The following is a 19,680-nucleotide window of genomic DNA, read 5'->3' on the forward strand; positions in this document are numbered from 1 at the left end:
AAGGAGTGAACTGTATGTTAAAAGCGAATGAAAATGACTTCTCCTATCGCTTCGGTGATAACGGGCCGAAATATTTAATACAAGGTCCAAATATTGATCTTGGCCTTGTTGTCATTCAGCCTGGGCAAGAATTTCAAAATCATTACCATACAACGTGTGAAGAAGTTTTTTATGCGTTAGAAGGTGAAATAGACTTCTATGTAAATAACGAAAGAGTTCCGATTAAACAAGGTGATGTCCTGCAAGTTCGCCCTCATGAATCTCACTATCTGATTAACCATTCTGACAAACCTTTTAAAGCTGTTTTTATAAAGTCACCACATTTACCAAATAAAGATACGGTACAAACGGAAAATCCAACATTAACGAAGGAGTGATTTTGAATGACTTGGGGATTTAAAAATCGATTAAATACAATTTTACCTGATGGTAGAGCGGTTATGTTAGCAATAGATCACGGCTACTTTTTAGGGCCAATTCACGGGCTAGAACAACCACTTGAAACAGTTAAAAACTTACTTCCTTATACAGACTCCCTCTTTTTAACACGCGGTGTACTTAGCTCCTGTATTCCTGAAAACTGCAGCACACCAATGGTTATGCGTGTATCCGGTGGCGCTACTGTCGTCGGTAAAGATTTAGCGAATGAAACAATTGTTACACCTGTGAAGGAAGCAGTGAAGCAAAACGCAATTGGCGTTGGCGTTTCTGTTTTTGTCGGATCAGACTATGAAACACAAACTGTTACAAATCTCGCAAATGTAGTTTCTGAAGCTCATGATTACGGCCTACCAGTACTCGGCATTACCGCAGTCGCAAAGGAATTACAAAAACGTGAAGCTCGCTTTCTAGCACTTGCTTCCCGCGTATGTGTTGAAATGGGTGCTGATATTATTAAAACGTATTACTGCGAAGGATTCGAAAAAATAACGAGCACATGCCCTGCCCCAGTCGTCATCGCGGGCGGCCCAAAACTAGATTCAATTGAAGACGCATTAAACATTACGTACAATGCATTGCAAGAAGGCGCTATCGGAGTAGATATGGGCCGAAACATATGGCAATCCGAGCACCCAGCTGCGATGATTCAAGCAATACATGGTATTGTGAAAAATGGATTGAATGTGAAAGAGGCACTTGAACTTTATGATGATGTGAAGAATTAATGTGAAAAGACAGACTATTTATTAGTCTGTCTTTTTTGTTAAAATAAAGTAAAGGAGGAATGATTATGCGAAGAATGACTTTCGAACGTCCTACCGATCATTACGATGAACGCTTATACTCTATTGATGAAAAAATTTGCGCCCTATTAAAAGAACGAAAAGAACTTTCAGGTGATGACCCAGGTTTTCCACATGATGAAGCGATTTATAAATGGGCTAAGCAATACGAATTCTATCCAGACTATCTAAACTCATTATTCTCTTCCATGATGGATGAAGAAGAATTTAAACCTCGCGTTGAACCAACTGGCTTCAAAAAACATGTACCTGTTTTTAAAACTTATGAACATAATGGCGTCATGTATACTGTAACTTTTATTCAGCAATATGCAAATGCTAGTGTAGTTTATTTATATAGCGATTGGGATTCCACGGATGAAGATTTTATTGAAAATAAGCCTCATAGTTTCTTCCAATTATCAATAGATGATACATACGATTGCTGGTCAGAAGGTGGTGGCGGCACCGATGGACATATGAATCATCAATTCGTTATATCTCCTGTCCTTCCTGATAATTTGTCTGGAATAAGCTTACGATTTAAAGAACTCAGTATGCCGTTTAGGAAAGATCAAGCTGTGCTTGAATTTGAAATTCAGATAGACAAATAAAGTGAGACTTTAATCAATCCACAAATAGTAAGATAAATAAGGTAATAAAATAAACAAGCCCCTTTCCAAACTGGATAAGGGGCTAAATATACACCTTCAAATGATTACTCTTGGTGATTACTATTAAGCTTTGAAACTTTCTTACCTTCTCTATAATCAAGACAAGACACTTCAATTAATAAGCCATTAAATACTGTAAAATAAAAACCATAACTACTACCTCGCATCGAATAAGGTTCCTTATCTATTTCAATGCCGCCTGCTACTAAACGATTATACGCTTGATCAACTTCATTTGAAGTATCCACTAAAAAACCAATATGAAAAGCTTCCGGATACGTAACTTCCTTATTCCCTTTAAATGCTTTTGGATCACTTAGCACAAGTATAAATCCACTCTCATCACTCATAACTACAAGTGCTTTCCCTTTTTGTTCCAAAAATTGAAAATCAAAAAATGTTTCAAAGAAATGTCTCGCTTCTGATAAGTCATCAACACATAAATTTAAATGATTCAGCTTCATGTACTCATCTCCTTTTAAACAGAAGGTATATAGACTCATTTTCATAACACTTAAATATGTAAGGCAAGATATTCAAGCGTTCCATCTAAGACTATGCTTTATAAGTCTAATACTTTTCTCCATAGCCTAGAACGTTTTTTATGACTGCAATTATATAAACCGTTCGACGTGAAATATTAATGTACCTATATAAAATAGTCTCATTATTTATTTTCCAGATTGTGTAGAACCCACTCAACCAAGAAAATTGCTGAAGGGATGCGCTCTGTTGTATCACCTAAAAATAGCTTATTAAGTAACTCATCTAAATAAATTGGCTTATTCGGCAACGTTTGAATATACCTTAAAGCAGATCCCGCTGGCGGTACTGGCTTATTATTAATAGCCCATATCCCTTCTAACAATGTCCAAGTTGACGTATGAACTAAGTATGAAGCTTTTAACTCATCATTTGCTTTTAAAGCAGATTGAATTTTAATAAGCGAACTATGCAACCAATGAGAAATGCCCTTCATTTTGTCACTTGAAACACGATAGTTTTCAAATTCATATGTAGCTATTTCCTTTAACTTTTTTAACTCACCGCTTTTATCAAACAAAATTTTCCCTTCTAGAAATGAGTATAGTTCCATCGGATTGTTTTTAAAGTTTACTTGAATTTGATTAAAATCTGCACCCTTATATTCAACTAAAATATCTTCTCTCATTTCAGAATGAAATTTCTTCTTTTGTCCGTCTTCTAAAAGAATATAGAAGTCTAAATCAGATTCAGGATATGCATCGCCTCTTGCAACAGATCCAATTAGCATGAATCCATTTACCTTTTCCATAGATAAGACTTCCGCTACTATTGTTTGCACTAATTTTTATGTTGTTCATATGTAATGAATGCAAGTTTTTCTATCATTCCCATCCCCCCAGTAATAAAAAAGAGGATACATGATTGCTTCTACAACATGTATCCTCTGCTTGTATATTACGACTGTTGATAAGCCGCTTTCGATGATTTTACATAATAAACTGCATGATCCACATTAATAATATGATCTGGTTTTGGTTTACCACGGCCTGCTCTATGTCCAGCTAAATGTTCTTCACTTGTTTCCCAGTTTTTCCATGCTTCTTCAGATTCCCAGCGAATCATTACGACAACTTCTTCGTCGCCGCGTCTTACTTTTTTCACAAGAACACTTAAATCGATGAAGCCTTCAAATTTTTCAATAATACCTTCTCCAGTGAAACGTTCTACAACTATATTTGATGTACCTTCTTTTACTGTAAATGTTTTCGTTTCGATAAACATATATCCCACTCCCTCTTTGTTATACGAATACTAGTATTCTTCTATTATAATTGATTATGATAATTATTTTCAATTGTAAAGTTTTAATTTTTTGAATTATGCTGATTTCTTTTCTATCGCCTCATCTAAAAATTTGAAATATGGAAGTAACATCCCTATTAAAGATGTAACACATATAATTGCACCGATGATTACATATAGCGCTCTTACTCCCCACATTTCACTCAATATTCCCCCTACTAACACACCTAATGGCATAGCGGATCGTATAAAAAATAAACGCACTGAAAATACTTGTCCTATCATATTATTTGGGACGGTTTGTTGGCATATTGTCGTGTTATGAACATTGAAAAATGCAATACAAATCCCTGCTATTACTTCAATTATTATTGCAATGATAATACTATGATTGAATCCTAATGAAATGTATGTGAGTCCCCCTATAAACAATCCTCCGAGCATAAGTATACGCCGGCTTTTATATGTTACTTTTCCGACTAGTATAGATCCAACTACATAGCCAAGTGGGAATCCGGCCATAAAATAACCATATTCCGCATATCCCGCTGATAGCTCGTCTTTTATATAAGGAAGATTTGTGACCATCGTTACCCCAACTCCAAATTGCACGAAAGTAAGAAATATACCGAGCCAAACGATGATTGGTTTTGTGAAAAAATATGTAAAACCGTGAAGAAATTGTTCTAGCCACGTTTTCCGAATAGGTTGCGACGTTCTATTTTCTTTTATATAAAATAAGAAAGCACCACTAACAAATAGACAAATACATACGAAAGATAATGTAAGTTCTGTTCCAATCAAATGAATGACTACTCCGCCTAATACTGGCGCAAGAAACATCATAAGGCGAGTCATTCCATCAATGTACGCATTTGCATCTTGAAGTTGTTCTTTCCCTACAATGCTCGGTGTAATTGCTTGACTTGCAGGTGTATAAAGTGGTGTAATAAGTCCCACTACAATTTGAACAACATAAATGTGCCAAACTTCTATACTACCTGTAACTAGCATCACCAAAGGTAATAAAAATACAGACGCTCGTATCCATTGTGAAAATATCATAATCCACTTCCGGCTCCATTTATCAATAAATGGGCCACTTATTAATTGCAATATGAGTGATGGGATGAAATATAATAGCCACATACTACTTAAAGCCATTTCCGATCCTGTTAATTCATATACTAGAATTGAATTACATAACGTTCCGAAAGCCCCTCCTAATTCTGAGATTGCACTACCAATCCACATAAAAAAGAAAGAACGATTTTTCAATACACTCTTCACTATAGCTCACCAACTTTTCTCTTAAATTCCTCCCTTTATGTACATTCTTGTTGCATATTATCTATTCAAAAACGCTTCTAATTCTTTTGCTAACGACTGTACTGCTTTCTTCCTTAATACATATTTTCCGTCATGTATATCAACTAACTTCGCTGCACGTAACAATTTCAAATGATGGTGTACTGTCGATTTACCAAGCTGCAATCTTTCCGTTATTTCCTGTAAAGTACGTTCTTTTTCAAACAACATTTTTACAATTCGCAATCTCGCTTCATCCCCAAGAGCCTTATGTTTTTGAACTAAAAAATAATTCGGTTCATACGAATCTTCAGGATGAATGCTTTCATTCGCAACTGGATAATGAAATACTTTCGTATCTTCAATATCTGCTTCAATATTCCACGGTCTGTACGTCATTTGCGGAATAAGAAGTACGTGATGAACACTTGGCTCTGGCATATAGTTCACTCCGCCAGTTGCCCACTCGACAAACTCTTCCGGTTTCATCTTTTTATTCATTTCATTTTTTGCTTCATAATCTCGTTTTAATATAGAAAGTATTTCTTCTTCCTCATTCTTAATTATGCTCTCATACCAACCTTTCATTACAGTGATTATATGAGATTTCAGCACTTGTACATCTACATCACATATAAAGCTAATATAAGTAGAAAAAAACGGATGATCCTGCGTTAACTCCTTTAGTTCATGTATTGCAGTTACATCTCTACTTGCGGCTAAACGTCTTTTCTCTTCATACTTCTCCCCTAAAAACGGTAAACATATAAATTTCAAATCTTCTTCTGAAAGTAAATCAATTTTAAAATTAAACTGCGATAAATCTTGAAAATCCTCTTCATACAATAACTGAAGCAATGCTTTCCACGTATTATGTTCTTCTACAAACTGTAAGTGTTCTTCCATCTCATCTGTTAATGATTGTCTAATTCCTTTCCATTCACTTTCAGTCTTTTCAAGAGTATCAATTAACCTTTTATGAGTAATTGCTGCAATGCCAAGTGCACATTCGAAAAGTATCGAATATTTCACCTGAACGTTGTATGTTTCCCTCTTTTTACTCTTTATGTGATAGACCTCCATTTTTATCCCCTCCTTGTTTGCTATGTATTAAATTCTATTTTTATCGAATTTTACCTTCTATTCTTTTAGAATTTACAAAAATATAAATTAAACCACATTCATTCTAAATTAAGAAGAATAAGAGCTTTTTTATATACAAATAATAAAGCTCAAGGAGTGGTTGACATGCATTTCATATTAAATATGTTAGGGATTTTCGTTGTCATATTAATCGTTTTCTTATGTTCACCTAATAAAAAACATATAAAATGGAGACCAATTGTAATCCTCATCATATTGGAGCTTTTTATTACGTGGTTTATGTTGGGCACAAAGCTAGGCAGTATTATCATTAATAAAATTGCGTCATTTTTCAGTTGGCTACTGGCATGTGCGAATGAAGGAATTCGATTTGCATTTCCTTCCGCTATGGACAGTCCACACATTGATTTCTTCTTTAGCGCGTTACTTCCTATCATTTTTGTTATCACGTTCTTTGATATTCTTTCTTATTTTGGAATCTTAACTTGGATTATTGATAAAGTAGGTGCAGTTATTTCAAAGATTTCTCGTTTACCAAAGTTAGAAAGTTTCTTTTCGATTCAAATGATGTTTTTAGGAAACACCGAAGCACTTGCGGTTGTTCGTGATCAATTATCTGTTTTAAAAGAAAATCGATTATTAACTTTTGGAATTATGAGTATGAGTAGCGTTAGCGGATCCATTCTTGGTGCTTATTTATCAATGGTTCCAGCAACATATATTTTCAGCGCAATCCCATTAAACTGTATTAACGCATTAATTTTAGCCAATGTATTAAATCCTGTGGAAGTTTCGAAAGAAGAAGACGTTGTTTACACACCTTCAAAACATGAAAAAAAGGATTTCTTTTCTACTATTTCAAACAGTATGTTAGTTGGGATGAATATGGTTATCGTTATTTTAGCTATGGTAATTGGTTATGTAGCTTTAACAGCATGTTTAAATGGGATTTTAGGATTTTTTGTAACGGGGTTAACAATTCAAAAAATCTTCTCCATTATCTTTAGTCCTTTTGCATTTTTACTCGGTTTATCAGGCAGTGATGCTATGTATGTAGCTGAATTAATGGGGATCAAAATAACGACGAATGAATTTGTTGCAATGATGGATTTAAAATCAAACTTAAAGTCGCTACAACCGCATACGGTTGCGGTTGCAACGACATTTCTAGCTTCTTTTGCTAACTTTAGTACAGTAGGTATGATTTACGGAACTTACAATTCATTATTTGGCGGAGAAAAATCATCAGTCATCGGTAAAAATGTTTGGAAGCTTCTTGTTAGCGGGATGGCTGTTTCTTTATTAAGTGCTATGCTCGTTGGGCTATTTGTATGGTAAATAATTTTTATAATAAAAGACACCCAAGCCAATTGAGTGTCTTTTATTATTATTTTCGAATTTGTCCATTTCCACGAATCACATATTTTGTAGAAGTTAATGCTGGAAGCCCCATTGGGCCTCTTACGTGTAACTTTTGTGTACTGATACCAATTTCCGCTCCGAATCCAAATTCGGATCCATCTGTAAAACGAGTCGATGCATTATGATAAAGTGCCGCGGCATCTACAGAAGTAAAAAACTTGCTGACGTTTTCCTCGTTTTCAGTAATAATTGCTTCAGAATGCATAGATCCATACGTATTTATATGATGAATCGCTTCTTCAACAGTGGAAACCACTTTCACTGCTAGTGTAAGAGATAAAAATTCTGTCCCCCAGTCTTCTTCTGAAGCAAGTACAATTGAAGAATCCATTGCAAATGCTTTTTGATCACCACGTAGCTCCACACCTCTACCCTTCAAAGAAGAAAACAACTCGCTACCATATTTCTCTGCCCACTTCTCATGAAGAACAATCGTTTCAATCGCATTACATACAGATGGACGCTGCGTTTTTGCATTTATAATAATATCCAATGCCATTTGTTTATCCGCTGTTTCATCAATGAAAATATGACAATTTCCCGCACCTGTTTCAAGTACTGGAACAGACGCTTCTCTCACAACAGTATCGATTAATTGTTTGCCACCTCTTGGAATAAGAACGTCTAGATAATCCTTCATTGTAAACAACTGCTTTGCGCTATCTCGCGTTGTATCTTCTATAAGCTGGACGCTTTCTTGAGGTAAGCTTGTTTGTTTGAGCGCCCTGTGAATAACGGCAACGATCGCTTTATTAGAATGAATAGCAGAAGAACTACCACGTAATATGACTGCGTTTCCTGTTTTCAAACAAATTGTAGCAGCATCCACTGTTACATTCGGTCTTGCCTCATAAATCATCCCAACAACACCAAGTGGTACGCGCATTTCCTGAATAGATAGTCCATTTGGCCTTTCCCATGCACTTACACATTCTCCTACAGGATCACGTAATTCAATTAGCTGCTTAATTCCTTCTGTCATATCAACAATACGCTGTTCATTCAGCATAAGGCGATCAATGAGAGAATCAGAAAACCCTTTTGCCTTACCTTCTTCTATATCCCGTTTGTTTTCCTCTAAAATATAAGCTGTTTCACTTATTAATTGATTTGCAATTGCAGCAAGTGCTTCGTTTTTTTGATTTGTAGATTTTAGTACAAGTTCCCTAACAACCTCTTTTGCTTTTATCCCCTTTGCCAACACTTCATTCATTTTTATTTCCTCCTTTTTAAAGTGAAACCCAATGATCCCTATGGATGACTTCATAACTATGTCTCTCGCCTCTTACTTGAATATCTTGGCTTTGCATACCTTTTACATCTCTTAGTTCCTCTGCACTATATGTGCATTGTCCTTTTCCTATTACGCGCCCTTGTTGCGTTACAACCTCTACAACTTCACCCACTTGGAAAAATCCTGATACATTCGTAACACCAGCTGGAAGTAAACTCTTACCATGCTGAATGATGGCAGTAGCTGCCCCAGCATCTACTTCAATTTGTCCGCTAACAAGCGAATGCAAGGCAATCCATTGCTTGTTCATCTTCATTTCTTTTTGAGGAGCATTACCGACATACGTTCCATCACCCTTACCCTTCAAAACATCTACAAACTTTTCCTGTCCACGTCCTGTTCCGATAAATACACTCACACCAAGAGAGAGTGCTGTCTTTGCAGCATCGATTTTTGATTTCATACCGCCAGTCCCAAGTTTTGAGCCAGCATCTCCTGCAAGAGAAGAAATTTCTTCCGTAACTTCAGGAAGAAAATAATATTTTTTTGCATCCGCATTTTTCTGAGGATTTTTGTCATATAACCCGTTCACATCTGTAAAGATCATAAGCATATCCGCCGAAACAAGCCCGCTTACTAAAGCTGACAGCATATCATTATCACCGAACGTCAGCTCCTCTAAAGAGATGGAATCATTTTCATTAATAATTGGAAGAGCGGAACGGTTTAATAATTCTCCTAACGTAGCGTAAGCATTACTATACTGTTCTTTTCTAGAAAAATCACTTCTCGTCAACAAAAGTTGCGCAGTAACGATGCCATATTTACGGAATTCCTCCGTGTACGCCTGCATTAACAAACTTTGTCCGACAGCTGCTGCAGCCTGTTTCCCTTTAATCGTTACAGGTCTGCTAGGATATCCTAGCGCTGAAAAACCTGCAGCGACAGCTCCAGATGTAATTAACACAACCTCGTGCCCATCTTCTTTCAACCGAGCCAATGCGGCAACATGATCTGAAAGCTGTTCTGTAGAGATGCCTCCATGACTATCTGCCAAGGAACTACTTCCAATCTTTACAACAATTCGTTGTTTTTTCACTTTTTTATCCCCCAAGTCTAAAATCAAAGTTTTTATAATTTACACTTCATCCACTTTGCAACTATATCTATTCTCATCAATGCAGCACTGAAGTATTTAAGAGCAAAATAAAAATGACCGCTTCGCCCTTAATAAAATAAAAAGGACGAAACGGTCATTGTTCCGCGGTACCACCTTAATTGATATACATAGATATCCACTTGGTGCCTATAACGCAGGCGAACGCCTAAACTTTCATTTAAGACTCAGGGATAGGTTCGATACATTCTATACGAGGAATCTTTCAGCCGGTGAATTCCACTCTCTTTCGCAAGAAGACATATGTACTAATTCCCTTCAACGATTTTCGATCTAATTTTTTTATATTATGCGATATAGTTCGATTCGGTGTCAAGAGGTATTTTTAAAAATAAATAGAGCCACAAGTTACTTGTATGAAATTATTGCCCTACTGAATGAAAATACAAATTGATATAAGTTTAACTCATATTCATAAACATAAAACCTTAAATTATAGTGTATATATTTACATAATGTCGAATATAATTAATTTTTATCTTTTAGTGTTGCAAAAAGGAATATATTCTCTTAGAATGTTTCTTTATATTGCACAGGGATGTTATTCTTATTCTAAGAAAATAATATCAAACCGATATAATTGATTATAAAAGGAGCAAGATTGAGTTATTATGGATAAACAAATTGGATTCATCGGTTGCGGAAATATGGGAATGGCTATGATTGGCGGAATGATAAACAAAAATATAGTGTCTTCAAATCAAATTATTTGTTCAGATTTAAACACTGCTAATTTAAAAAATGCTAGTGAAAAATATGGGCTAACTACAACTACCGACAACAATGAAGTAGCTAAAAATGCTGATATTTTAATTTTATCAATCAAACCAGACCTATACGCGTCAATAATTAATGAAATAAAAGAAGTAATCAAAAACGATGCTATCATCGTTACGATCGCTGCTGGGAAAAGTATTGAAAGTACTGAAAATGCATTTAATAAAAAAGTAAAGGTTGTAAGGGTAATGCCTAATACTCCTGCTCTTGTTGGAGAAGGAATGTCTGCATTATGCCCGAATGAAATGGTGACAGAAAAAGATTTAGAAGATGTACTAAACATTTTCAATAGTTTTGGTCAAACAGAGATCGTAAGTGAAAAATTAATGGATGTTGTCACATCCGTAAGTGGTTCTTCACCAGCTTATGTATATATGATTATAGAAGCGATGGCAGATGCTGCTGTACTAGATGGTATGCCAAGAAATCAAGCATATAAATTCGCTGCTCAAGCTGTGTTAGGCTCTGCAAAAATGGTACTAGAAACAGGAATACATCCAGGTGAATTGAAAGATATGGTTTGTTCTCCTGGTGGAACGACAATAGAAGCTGTAGCAACATTAGAGGAAAAAGGATTACGAACAGCGATTATTTCAGCTATGCAACGTTGTACGCAAAAGTCTGTTGAACTATCTGGTCAAACTAAAAAATAAAACTATAAAAGAGATTACGTTAGCTATGAATTCACATAATTTTAATTAAAAATTCACTACATGATAAACGGCCAAACTCATATAAAATTGAGCTTGGCCGTTCCGCTTTTTAATTATATTAAAATAATTTAATTCAAATCTTCTTTAAAGGTTCTATTTTATCCCTTACCTATTCCCTACTATGATTGTGTAATTTTATTAGAAACTAATAATTTTTCAATGCATTTCGGTAACATATCTATTAGTGTTTCAAATGCGTAGTTTACATCTAGACGTTCTGTCCATTGATGTGCATCTTTTCCTACCGGCCCCATATTTAATACTGGAACATCAAACTCTTCTAATTCCTGAAGCGGAATTGAATAACCTTTATCCCATAATGGCATATTGTCTACAAGCGAACTCATTGAATCCAGTGGATACTGCAAGCCTACATAGCTTAAATCTGAAATCCCCCCAAAATAATTTTGGTTTTCAAATGTAATCTTATGATTGTAGTGTGCATACTTTTCCATTTCTACAACTACCTCTTTTATTAAAGGATTGTTGCGTGAACTCACAGCTGGATAGTACGGCGGAGCGAAGAAAAGTACAATCATCGGTGCCTTTTCTTTACATAAAATCGCTAATTTATCTACTAAATCAATCGTTACCGCACGATCATCTTTATCTTCTCTATTTTTTATAATATTAGATTGAATATGATTTATTTTTTCTTGTCCATGTTGCTCAATTGCATATGTGATAAGCTCTTCATAAGTTAATACATTTACTTTGAGATTAGGTGGTATAAATGGATTATATTTAGAAAAACGATATGCATGTTTTTCATACGACTCTTCTATTTTCTCTGCTACTTTCGTTACTTTTTGACGTAACAATGAAACTACATCTGTCATTGATTTTTCTAATAAAAACAAATTAAATAATGTAACTGCACGATGCGGAATTTGTACAGAATAATCCTCTTTTAAGTCCCTTTGAAGTAAGTTAGTTGGCGGAGGACTCGCTTCCCCTTCTACAATGTCACAAAGGTCTGTGTTTAACTCTAATTCTGCTGTTATTAATGAAGCCATATAACTCCCATTTAAGCCTGCAAAAGGTTCACCTACATGTGTCTCTTTTCCATAGCAAAGAAAACCAGGTAATACTTTACCAATAGAGCCAGTGTAAATATACTTATTTTGGTCACCAGGATGTCTTGAAAACATAGGCTCTGAGTTTAAGACCGTTTTATAATCTAAGTTATGCTCTCTAGCTAAATCTAACAGTCTTGGAACAGCGGCCCTCATCCCTACAGAATTCACTTCTTCATCTGGTACAGCCAATAAAAGAACATTCCCATCGAATCTTCCTTCACATGCTTGTTCAATCATTGCCATTTGTAATGCGAGGCCGCATTTCATATCCATTGTTCCTCTACCAAACAGCCATTCCCCATGTTCTATATCTTCACGTACATGGTCTGGAAGTTCATCTTTATGAGAATAAAACATAGATGTTAACTTTTTAGGATTAAATGCATCTTCTTTCCACACTCCGTAATCTTGTACATCTACAACATCAAAGTGACTTACTAGAATTACAGTATTTTTTGTACTATCGCTTTTCTTTACTAGTGCTGTAACAAAATATCGTCCGTCCCCTGTCGGATTTTTTTGTAAATGATGCGGGTTTTCTTTGAAGTACTGTAAATCAGATAACTGTTCCACAACAAAGTCTGGCAATATTACTTCAGCTTCTGAACCGGTAATACTAGGAATTTCAACAAGACCGCTTAATAATTGAATCAATTGTTCTTTTGATTGCCACTTTGACATATAAATCCCCCTATTTTTCCGCATTATGAAAACTAATTCCATTATATGAATAAAAAAATGACGACAGCTATCAAAATTATAGTTCTGATGTACTGCCGATTTTTATTGATATTTCATGAGCCGCTTGTTTTACCTTGCTAATAAGAAAAGATAGTCGATCATCATTAATACGATGACTAATTAACCCAACACTTAATGCTCCTACTACTTTATGATTAAATCCGATAATAGGTGCAGCTACTGAAGCTGTCCCTTCTGTTTTTTCACCATAACTGACAGCATATCCTTCATTTTTTATTTGCTTTATTTGATTAAGAAGAATTTGCTTTTGTTCTGGTAATGAAGAAAGTAAATTTTCTACAATATGTTCCATTTCATTCGTTTTCATATTGGCAAGCATCGTTTTATTTGCGGCACCAATTGAAAGTGGAATTTGTTCCCCTAGATTATCGATAACTCGAATTTTTAAAGGACTATCAATTCTTTCAATGATAATAGAATGTGTTCCGTTTGGAATATTTAAATAGACACTTTCCTCCACTTCAGCAGCTAAACGTTTCATCACTTCTCTTGCAACAGATCTGTAGTCTACCTTCTCCAATTGACGTAACCCTATTTCCATCCACATTGGTCCAATTTTGTACTGTTTTGTCTCTGAAATTTGTGTAACTAACCCATGCTCCATTAAAGAGTTAAGTAATCTATGTACTGTACTAACCGGGAGATGTGTTCCATCAGCTATATCAGAAATAGCCCAATACTCTTTTTCATTTGTAGAATTCAATAATTTAATAATACTTATCGCTCGATCAATGGACTGTACCATAACTCGCCTCAACTTTACTCGTAATATGTTAGTATGCTTAATTAACTATCAATTTAGCAAACATTCGAAATGAAATCAATCTATTTATTTAATTTTCTAACAATAAAAACATATCACTAACAAAGAATTGAAAACGCAAACAAAAAAATATTGACTTTTCTTTTTAATTATCTGAAAATTATAACAAGATTTCACATCACGGAATACATTCCATAATACGGAAAAACATCAAACTTTATTCTATCACCTATGAAAGTGAGGAAAACAATGGCGCAAGTAAGCAATACAAACAATGAATTAAAACGGACGATGAAAAGTAGACACTTATTCATGATTGCACTCGGTGGTGTGATTGGAACGGGGTTATTTAACGGATCTGGCTTTATTATAAGTCAAGCTGGACCTGGCGGATCCGTACTTGCCTTTATGGCCGGTGGATTATTAATGTATTTCGTTATGCTATGTCTTGGTGAACTTGCTGTAGCCATGCCTGTTTCAGGTTCTTTCCAAGAATATGCCACTAAGTTCATCAATCCTGCAACTGGCTTTACAATCGGATGGTTGTATTGGTTAAGCTGGGCGAATACGACCGGTCTTGAATTTACAACTGCCGGCATTACAATGCAGCGCTGGTTTCCTGATATTCCTGTTTGGGTTTGGTGTTTAATATTTGGCGTTACAATCTTCACTATTAACGCATTATCTGCTCGTAGTTATGCAGAAACAGAATTTTGGTTTTCAAGTATAAAAGTATCTGCCATTATCGCTTTCATTATTCTTGGCGGCGCCGCTATGTTCGGTTTTATTGATTTAAAAGGTGACGAACCCGCTCCGCTATTATCAAATTTCGTAAATCATGGTGGTTTATTCCCAAATGGACTTGCCGCTATTCTTTTAACAATGGTTACAGTCAACTATTCCTTCCAAGGTACAGAACTTGTTGGAATCGCAGCAGGTGAAAGTGAAGATCCAGCAAAAACTTTACCTCGTTCTATTAGAAATATTATATGGCGCACAATGTTTTTCTTCGTCTTAGCAATCTTTGTTCTTGTTGCTTTAATTCCTTGGGAAGAAGCTGGATTAACAAAGAGCCCATTCGTTGCTGTTTTTGATAATATCGGTATTCCATATGCAGCTGATATTATGAACTTTGTTATTCTTACTGCTGTTCTTTCTGTTGCAAACTCAGGACTATACGCTGCTACTCGAATGCTTTGGTCTTTATCAAAAAACGAAATGGCTCCAGCCTTTTTAAAGAAATTATCATCACGTGGGATTCCTCTCAACGCTTTAATCATGACGATAGCTATTTCTGCTTTTTCTCTTTTGACAAGCGTAGTAGCTGCTGAAACGGTTTACTTATGGCTCATTTCAATTTCCGGAGTCATTACCATTATTGTTTGGATGTCAATTTGTGTTTCTCAATTCTTTTTCCGCAAACATTATTTAGCAGACGGTGGAAAATTAGAAGACTTAAAATTTAAAACACCACTTTATCCACTCGTACCAATTCTTGGTTTTGGATTGTATGGCATTATATTAATCAGTCTTATTTTTATCCCAGAACAACGACTTGGAATCTATTGCACTGTACCATTTATCATCTTTTGCTATACCTACTATCACTTTAAAGTTAAGAAAAGAATATCTACTAACACTCATAGTGAAAGTAAAATTAGCGAGACTTCGTAATATTTGACGATACATAAAAGACCACACGTGGCGTTTCACTTCATGTGTGGTCTTTTATCGTTCCTTCTCTCATTTCCCCCTACTATTGAAAGAATTATTTATAACACTTTAAGTTCTGGATTGCTCAGGTGAACTTTTGGTTGAAAAATGAGCATTTCTATACCTTTCCCAAAATTTCAAGTTCTGCTAATGATGTTGTAGAAAGTGTTAATGTAGTAAATACTATAATACTAGCAATTACTATTTTTACTATTCATAAGTTGATGATTCTGCTTACTATTACTGTTTTGTTTTGATATATTTAATATATATTTAAAGACAGACAGGAGTTAGATACGATGATAAAAGGTTTTGGAGGAATATTTTGGAGAACTAAGAATCTTGATGTTATAAAAAAATGGTACAGTGAAGTGTTGAAACTTGATATAGAAGATTGGAATGGAACTGTGATTAAACCCCAGTTAGGAAATGAGACCATCTTTTCTTTCTTTACAGATAATGACAATTATTTTCCAAAAGAACAACAAGTGATGTTAAATTTCGAAGTACATAATCTAAACGAGACTATAAAGCATCTTGAGAATATTGGTGTACCTCTTGAGAAGAAAGAAGAAATCAGTGAATTTGGAAAGTTTATTTGGATTAAGGATCCTGAAGGTCGATTGATCGAACTTTGGGAGAAATAGTGGATTCTACTTATTTACTATTAAGTTAACAGCTGCGTTAATACATCAAGGTAAATAAAAAAGTCGATTCCTTTAACTCCACAGGAAATCGATTTTTTTGTGGAGTTAAACTTCTTAGCTTTGTAAATCCTCATTTTTCAAATTCTACCCTATGGCCACCAACTTAAAAACATAAAAAAACGCTATTCTTACGAAAAGAATAGCGTTTTTCATTATTTAAATATGATTTCATCTGAATTTAATAGATATATCCCCTCTCCTACAAAAGTAGTAGAGTGTTCATTTAAACACTTACTACCTCAGTGGGATTTATCACATTCCAATTTCAATATAATAGTAAATAGGTATATCGGATATAGATGTACATTACTAGGCTTATACATATTTCAACTTTAGAATTACATTCACTATTTAATTGGTAGTTACAAATAAAGAAAGGAATGATCATAATAATACAGAACATATACGAAACTCATTTACATGTAAGAAATTTAGAAAACGCAATAAATTTCTATCAAAACAAGCTAGGATTAACGTTAGCAAGAAAATTCTCCAAAAGAAGAGTGGCTTTCTTTTGGGTCGGAGAAAATAAACAACAAATGCTTGGACTATGGGAAGTACAAAACATTGAAGACTTTGAGCCGAGACATTTTGCTTTTGGTGTAAATTTAGAGTTTTTAATGACTTCTAAAGCGTGGTTAGAGGAACGTGGAATAGCAGTGATAGGAAGTCAAGGAAAAGGAAATCAAAAGCCAATTGTCCAAAGGTGGATGCCTGCTGCAAGTGTATACTTTCTAGATTGTGATGGAAATAAATTAGAATTCATTTCTATGTTACATGAGAATCCAGATGAATTAGAATATGCGTCCTATTTAAGTGTATGGAATGAGGAACACCAAGAAAAATGAATGGAATTTCCGTTCAAGTCTTTTCTTATTTTTGGATATAATGTTGTACGATTCCCATGCCCATCAACTTAAGAATTTAGAATTCCCCCCCCAAAAACGAAATTTCGTCACAAGTTGTCACAAAATTTCGTTTTTGGGGGTAGTTTTATTTTCTTAGCTTGATTTCGATGAGCGTTACCCCATAAAGGCCCCTGATACATAATTGATGTTCTGCTATTTGTAGAAAACAATCCACTTATACCATTTTAACAAGAAGAAATATCTCGTCCATGTTGTAATATTGGCTTACGTTAAGCTTGTGAAAAAATCATATTCATGTATAATACAATTGATGTATGATACAATAGTTGTAGGAGGGTGACCTTTTTGAAAAGAGAAGATGCCTTAAAACTAAGAAAAGATATTAAGAAAATGATTATAATAACTGGGGTTTTTGAATCTCAAAAATTGCCCAATGGACCATTTGAAAAACCTTTACCAACTTCTCAAATGATGGCGTTAGAAGAACTAGAGGTGGAAAAATTAACTGTTTGGCAACTATCCAATAAACTTAGATTAGAGACTTCAACTGTAAGTAGATTGGTAGATAAGTTAGTAAAAAAGGGGCTTATTTATCGTGAAGTAAATGAAAAAAATAGAAGAGAACTTTTTCTGCACCTCACAGAAAAAGGTCACATAACTGTTAATTGCTTAAGAGAGCAATCCATTACATTTTATCAAAGTATTCTCAATAATTTATCAGAATCAGAACAAAAAATAGTTGTGGATGGTTTTGAATTATTTATTGATTCTATTTCTAAGCCTTTTGATTAGAGTGAGGTAAGTCATAACATTTGGAGGATAAAATGAGTTTGCATTTTGAACGTCCTATTATTGAATTAAAAGAGAAATTTGATGAATTAAAGAAAATTATGAAAGAAAATAATGTAGATTTATCGTCAGAAATTCATGAATTAGAAAAACGTTTAAATAAAATGCAAGATAAAATTTATTCTAATATTACACCTTTTCAACGAGTTCAAATTGCAAGGCTACGTAATCGACCCACGACATTGGACTATATACCTTTATTGTTTACAAACTTTCTCGAACTTCATGGTGATCGATTATATGGTGATGATAAAGCAATGATAGGTGGTATTGCAAAATTTAAAGGAATGCCCGTTACGGTTATTGGTCATCAAAGAGGTAGAAATACAAAGGAAAGTATAGAAAGAAATTTTGGAATGGCACATCCAGAAGGTTATAGAAAAGCGCTAAGACTTATGAAACAAGCTGATAAATTTAATCGCCCTATTATTACATTTATTGATACAATAGGCGCCTATCCAGGGATAGGGTCTGAAGAACGTGGAATTTCTGAAGCGATAGCTCGAAATCTATTTGAAATGACTACACTTAAAGTGCCAATTGTTTGTATTGTAATTGGAGAGGCATCAAGTGGTGGAGCTCTTGGCATTAGTGTCGGTAACCATATCCATATGTTAGAGTATTCATGGTACTCGGTAATTTCGCCCGAAGGAGCAGCATCTATCCTATGGAAGGACGCTAAGTATGCTCCAGAAGCTGCTGAACATATGAAAATTTCAGCAAAAGATTTAAAACATTTAGGAATTATTGATGAAATCATTCCTGAAATTAAAGGTGGAGCACAAAATGATATACAATCACAGGCAAAAATGATTGAATCTGTAATCGAATCATCTCTAAAAAAATTGATACTATTATCCTCGGAAGAGCTTATACAACAGCGATATGAAAAGTATAGACAAATAGAGAATTATAAATGAAAGTATTTAAAGTCCGTATTACATTTCGGAGGATTATCGCAAAAAAATTCTAAATATTTTTGCAAGTAACCTCTTAAACTGGGATATGCTGATACTATCATTCTACAAAAGATGTGTGATCGGTATGGAAAAGGATAATTTGTTCTAATGGATCAACGTGGTGTGTACTATATACCGCGACTCAAATTAAACAATAGGATATATGTCAAAAATGAATTTCCTGAATACTTTCGAAACGGAACAATAAAAAAACAATATCAGGACATCAAAGTTGATTTAGAGCACATCATGGATACCTTAAAATCAGGACAGTCCTATGAAATAAAAGAAGCTTATATTGGAAAGGATAAAAAACTATTCACTCGGGTGATTATGTATCGATTTACAGAAAAACAACTTCGTGAGCGTATGAAAAAACAAGTGTACACAGAAAGTACACTTTGTTTTCATTTTTAAGTTGATAGGCATGTGTACCCCCCCTTTTTGCTATTAATTTTCGTCGGATTTATGAACAATTATCATAACGGAAAATTCATGACAACTCCATTTGTTAACATAATGTATTTACTGTCAACTTACATTTGTACTTACATACAAG

At 34.6% G+C, this 19,680-nt stretch carries 18 protein-coding genes, 2 pseudogenes and 1 other annotated feature; of the genes and pseudogenes, 11 read left to right on the plus strand and 9 right to left on the minus strand.

The genetic code is table 11. The annotated features are described in order from the left end of the window. Positions 1 to 14 precede the first annotated feature (14 nt). The 3 genes from ACW0JX_RS14595 to ACW0JX_RS14605 all read left to right on the plus strand — a co-directional run bounded on the left by ACW0JX_RS14595 (position 15) and on the right by ACW0JX_RS14605 (position 1,837). Positions 15 to 377, plus strand: a complete 363-nt coding sequence (locus tag ACW0JX_RS14595) for a cupin domain-containing protein (protein WP_000909986.1) — start codon at positions 15 to 17, stop codon at positions 375 to 377. 6 nt (positions 378 to 383) lie between these two features. Then, positions 384 to 1,166 (plus strand): 3-hydroxy-5-phosphonooxypentane-2,4-dione thiolase, encoded by a 783-nt coding sequence (lsrF, locus tag ACW0JX_RS14600; protein ID WP_000219782.1) that lies wholly within the window; start codon positions 384 to 386, stop codon positions 1,164 to 1,166. 65 nt (positions 1,167 to 1,231) lie between these two features. Next, the gene (locus ACW0JX_RS14605) at positions 1,232 to 1,837 is read left to right on the plus strand and encodes a hypothetical protein (protein ID WP_168410572.1); all 606 of its coding nucleotides are present in this window, start codon (positions 1,232 to 1,234) and stop codon (positions 1,835 to 1,837) included. Between the two features lie 104 nt (positions 1,838 to 1,941). Here the strand turns inward: ACW0JX_RS14605 and ACW0JX_RS14610 are convergent, their stop codons facing one another. The 5 genes and pseudogenes from ACW0JX_RS14610 to ACW0JX_RS14630 all read right to left on the minus strand — a co-directional run bounded on the left by ACW0JX_RS14610 (position 1,942) and on the right by ACW0JX_RS14630 (position 6,076). Next, positions 1,942 to 2,361: a VOC family protein gene (locus ACW0JX_RS14610; protein ID WP_000773084.1), complete on the minus strand. Its 420-nt coding sequence runs from the start codon at positions 2,359 to 2,361 to the stop codon at positions 1,942 to 1,944. A 203-nt stretch (positions 2,362 to 2,564) separates the two neighbouring features. After that, positions 2,565 to 3,268, minus strand: a pseudogene (locus ACW0JX_RS14615) (nucleotidyltransferase family protein). 69 nt (positions 3,269 to 3,337) lie between these two features. Further along, a complete protein-coding gene (gene hmoA, locus ACW0JX_RS14620) occupies positions 3,338 to 3,664 on the minus strand; it encodes a heme-degrading monooxygenase HmoA (protein ID WP_000469496.1) in 327 nt (108 codons plus the stop codon). Positions 3,665 to 3,760: 96 nt separating this feature from the next. Beyond that, the gene (locus tag ACW0JX_RS14625; protein WP_071732037.1) at positions 3,761 to 4,975 is read right to left on the minus strand and encodes an MFS transporter; all 1,215 of its coding nucleotides are present in this window, start codon (positions 4,973 to 4,975) and stop codon (positions 3,761 to 3,763) included. A 57-nt stretch (positions 4,976 to 5,032) separates the two neighbouring features. After that, positions 5,033 to 6,076, minus strand: a complete 1,044-nt coding sequence (locus ACW0JX_RS14630; protein WP_095690654.1) for an ArsR/SmtB family transcription factor — start codon at positions 6,074 to 6,076, stop codon at positions 5,033 to 5,035. 165 nt (positions 6,077 to 6,241) lie between these two features. On the opposite strand from ACW0JX_RS14630, the gene ACW0JX_RS14635 reads away from it, so the two are divergent. Next, positions 6,242 to 7,435, plus strand: a complete 1,194-nt coding sequence (locus ACW0JX_RS14635; protein ID WP_000545482.1) for a NupC/NupG family nucleoside CNT transporter — start codon at positions 6,242 to 6,244, stop codon at positions 7,433 to 7,435. A gap of 49 nt (positions 7,436 to 7,484) precedes the next feature. On the opposite strand, the gene ACW0JX_RS14640 is transcribed toward ACW0JX_RS14635, so the two are convergent. Beyond that, the gene (locus tag ACW0JX_RS14640; protein WP_001006624.1) at positions 7,485 to 8,732 is read right to left on the minus strand and encodes a glutamate-5-semialdehyde dehydrogenase; all 1,248 of its coding nucleotides are present in this window, start codon (positions 8,730 to 8,732) and stop codon (positions 7,485 to 7,487) included. Between the two features lie 16 nt (positions 8,733 to 8,748). Then, positions 8,749 to 9,852, minus strand: a complete 1,104-nt coding sequence (gene proB, locus ACW0JX_RS14645) for a glutamate 5-kinase (protein ID WP_000744736.1) — start codon at positions 9,850 to 9,852, stop codon at positions 8,749 to 8,751. Between the two features lie 138 nt (positions 9,853 to 9,990). Continuing rightward, positions 9,991 to 10,201, minus strand: a binding site (T-box leader). Positions 10,202 to 10,541: 340 nt separating this feature from the next. Here proB and proC point away from each other — a divergent pair. Continuing rightward, the gene (gene proC / locus ACW0JX_RS14650) at positions 10,542 to 11,360 is read left to right on the plus strand and encodes a pyrroline-5-carboxylate reductase (RefSeq protein ID WP_000360725.1); all 819 of its coding nucleotides are present in this window, start codon (positions 10,542 to 10,544) and stop codon (positions 11,358 to 11,360) included. A gap of 179 nt (positions 11,361 to 11,539) precedes the next feature. On the opposite strand, the gene ACW0JX_RS14655 is transcribed toward proC, so the two are convergent. After that, positions 11,540 to 13,204, minus strand: coding sequence for a M20/M25/M40 family metallo-hydrolase (locus tag ACW0JX_RS14655; protein ID WP_140155489.1), 1,665 nt, complete (start codon positions 13,202 to 13,204; stop codon positions 11,540 to 11,542). 52 nt (positions 13,205 to 13,256) lie between these two features. Beyond that, the gene (locus ACW0JX_RS14660; protein ID WP_000250751.1) at positions 13,257 to 14,006 is read right to left on the minus strand and encodes an IclR family transcriptional regulator; all 750 of its coding nucleotides are present in this window, start codon (positions 14,004 to 14,006) and stop codon (positions 13,257 to 13,259) included. Between the two features lie 267 nt (positions 14,007 to 14,273). Here ACW0JX_RS14660 and ACW0JX_RS14665 point away from each other — a divergent pair, with 267 nt between their 5' ends. The 6 genes and pseudogenes from ACW0JX_RS14665 to ACW0JX_RS14690 form a co-directional block, all read left to right on the plus strand. Beyond that, the gene (locus ACW0JX_RS14665) at positions 14,274 to 15,698 is read left to right on the plus strand and encodes an amino acid permease (RefSeq protein WP_016081145.1); all 1,425 of its coding nucleotides are present in this window, start codon (positions 14,274 to 14,276) and stop codon (positions 15,696 to 15,698) included. Positions 15,699 to 16,036: 338 nt separating this feature from the next. Next, positions 16,037 to 16,384, plus strand: a complete 348-nt coding sequence (locus ACW0JX_RS14670) for a VOC family protein (RefSeq protein WP_098838288.1) — start codon at positions 16,037 to 16,039, stop codon at positions 16,382 to 16,384. 449 nt (positions 16,385 to 16,833) lie between these two features. After that, positions 16,834 to 17,292: a VOC family protein gene (locus tag ACW0JX_RS14675; RefSeq protein WP_141241136.1), complete on the plus strand. Its 459-nt coding sequence runs from the start codon at positions 16,834 to 16,836 to the stop codon at positions 17,290 to 17,292. Positions 17,293 to 17,658: 366 nt separating this feature from the next. Next, entirely contained in the window at positions 17,659 to 18,105 is a 447-nt protein-coding gene (locus ACW0JX_RS14680) for a MarR family winged helix-turn-helix transcriptional regulator (protein ID WP_095690649.1), read from the plus strand. Positions 18,106 to 18,137: 32 nt separating this feature from the next. After that, positions 18,138 to 19,082, plus strand: a complete 945-nt coding sequence (locus ACW0JX_RS14685; RefSeq protein WP_000052088.1) for an acetyl-CoA carboxylase carboxyltransferase subunit alpha — start codon at positions 18,138 to 18,140, stop codon at positions 19,080 to 19,082. 147 nt (positions 19,083 to 19,229) lie between these two features. Then, a pseudogene (locus ACW0JX_RS14690) lies at positions 19,230 to 19,517 on the plus strand (IS4 family transposase); the annotation flags it as partial. Positions 19,518 to 19,680: the final 163 nt, after the last annotated feature.

The sequence above is a fragment of the Bacillus sp. C-3-6 genome, assembly GCF_054509685.1.

What these genes read in the sequence shown, in the direction of transcription:
- ACW0JX_RS14595 (WP_000909986.1), top strand. Translation starts at nt 15, where the DNA reads ATGTTAAAAGCGAATGAAAATGACTTCTCCTATCGCTTCGGTGATAAC.
- lsrF (WP_000219782.1), top strand. Translation starts at nt 384, where the DNA reads ATGACTTGGGGATTTAAAAATCGATTAAATACAATTTTACCTGATGGT.
- ACW0JX_RS14605 (WP_168410572.1), top strand. Translation starts at nt 1,232, where the DNA reads ATGCGAAGAATGACTTTCGAACGTCCTACCGATCATTACGATGAACGC.
- ACW0JX_RS14610 (WP_000773084.1), bottom strand. Translation starts at nt 2,361, where the DNA reads ATGAAGCTGAATCATTTAAATTTATGTGTTGATGACTTATCAGAAGCG.
- hmoA (WP_000469496.1), bottom strand. Translation starts at nt 3,664, where the DNA reads ATGTTTATCGAAACGAAAACATTTACAGTAAAAGAAGGTACATCAAAT.
- ACW0JX_RS14630 (WP_095690654.1), bottom strand. Translation starts at nt 6,076, where the DNA reads ATGGAGGTCTATCACATAAAGAGTAAAAAGAGGGAAACATACAACGTT.
- ACW0JX_RS14635 (WP_000545482.1), top strand. Translation starts at nt 6,242, where the DNA reads ATGCATTTCATATTAAATATGTTAGGGATTTTCGTTGTCATATTAATC.
- ACW0JX_RS14640 (WP_001006624.1), bottom strand. Translation starts at nt 8,732, where the DNA reads ATGAATGAAGTGTTGGCAAAGGGGATAAAAGCAAAAGAGGTTGTTAGG.
- proC (WP_000360725.1), top strand. Translation starts at nt 10,542, where the DNA reads ATGGATAAACAAATTGGATTCATCGGTTGCGGAAATATGGGAATGGCT.
- ACW0JX_RS14655 (WP_140155489.1), bottom strand. Translation starts at nt 13,204, where the DNA reads ATGCGGAAAAATAGGGGGATTTATATGTCAAAGTGGCAATCAAAAGAA.
- ACW0JX_RS14660 (WP_000250751.1), bottom strand. Translation starts at nt 14,006, where the DNA reads ATGGTACAGTCCATTGATCGAGCGATAAGTATTATTAAATTATTGAAT.
- ACW0JX_RS14665 (WP_016081145.1), top strand. Translation starts at nt 14,274, where the DNA reads ATGGCGCAAGTAAGCAATACAAACAATGAATTAAAACGGACGATGAAA.
- ACW0JX_RS14670 (WP_098838288.1), top strand. Translation starts at nt 16,037, where the DNA reads ATGATAAAAGGTTTTGGAGGAATATTTTGGAGAACTAAGAATCTTGAT.
- ACW0JX_RS14685 (WP_000052088.1), top strand. Translation starts at nt 18,138, where the DNA reads ATGAGTTTGCATTTTGAACGTCCTATTATTGAATTAAAAGAGAAATTT.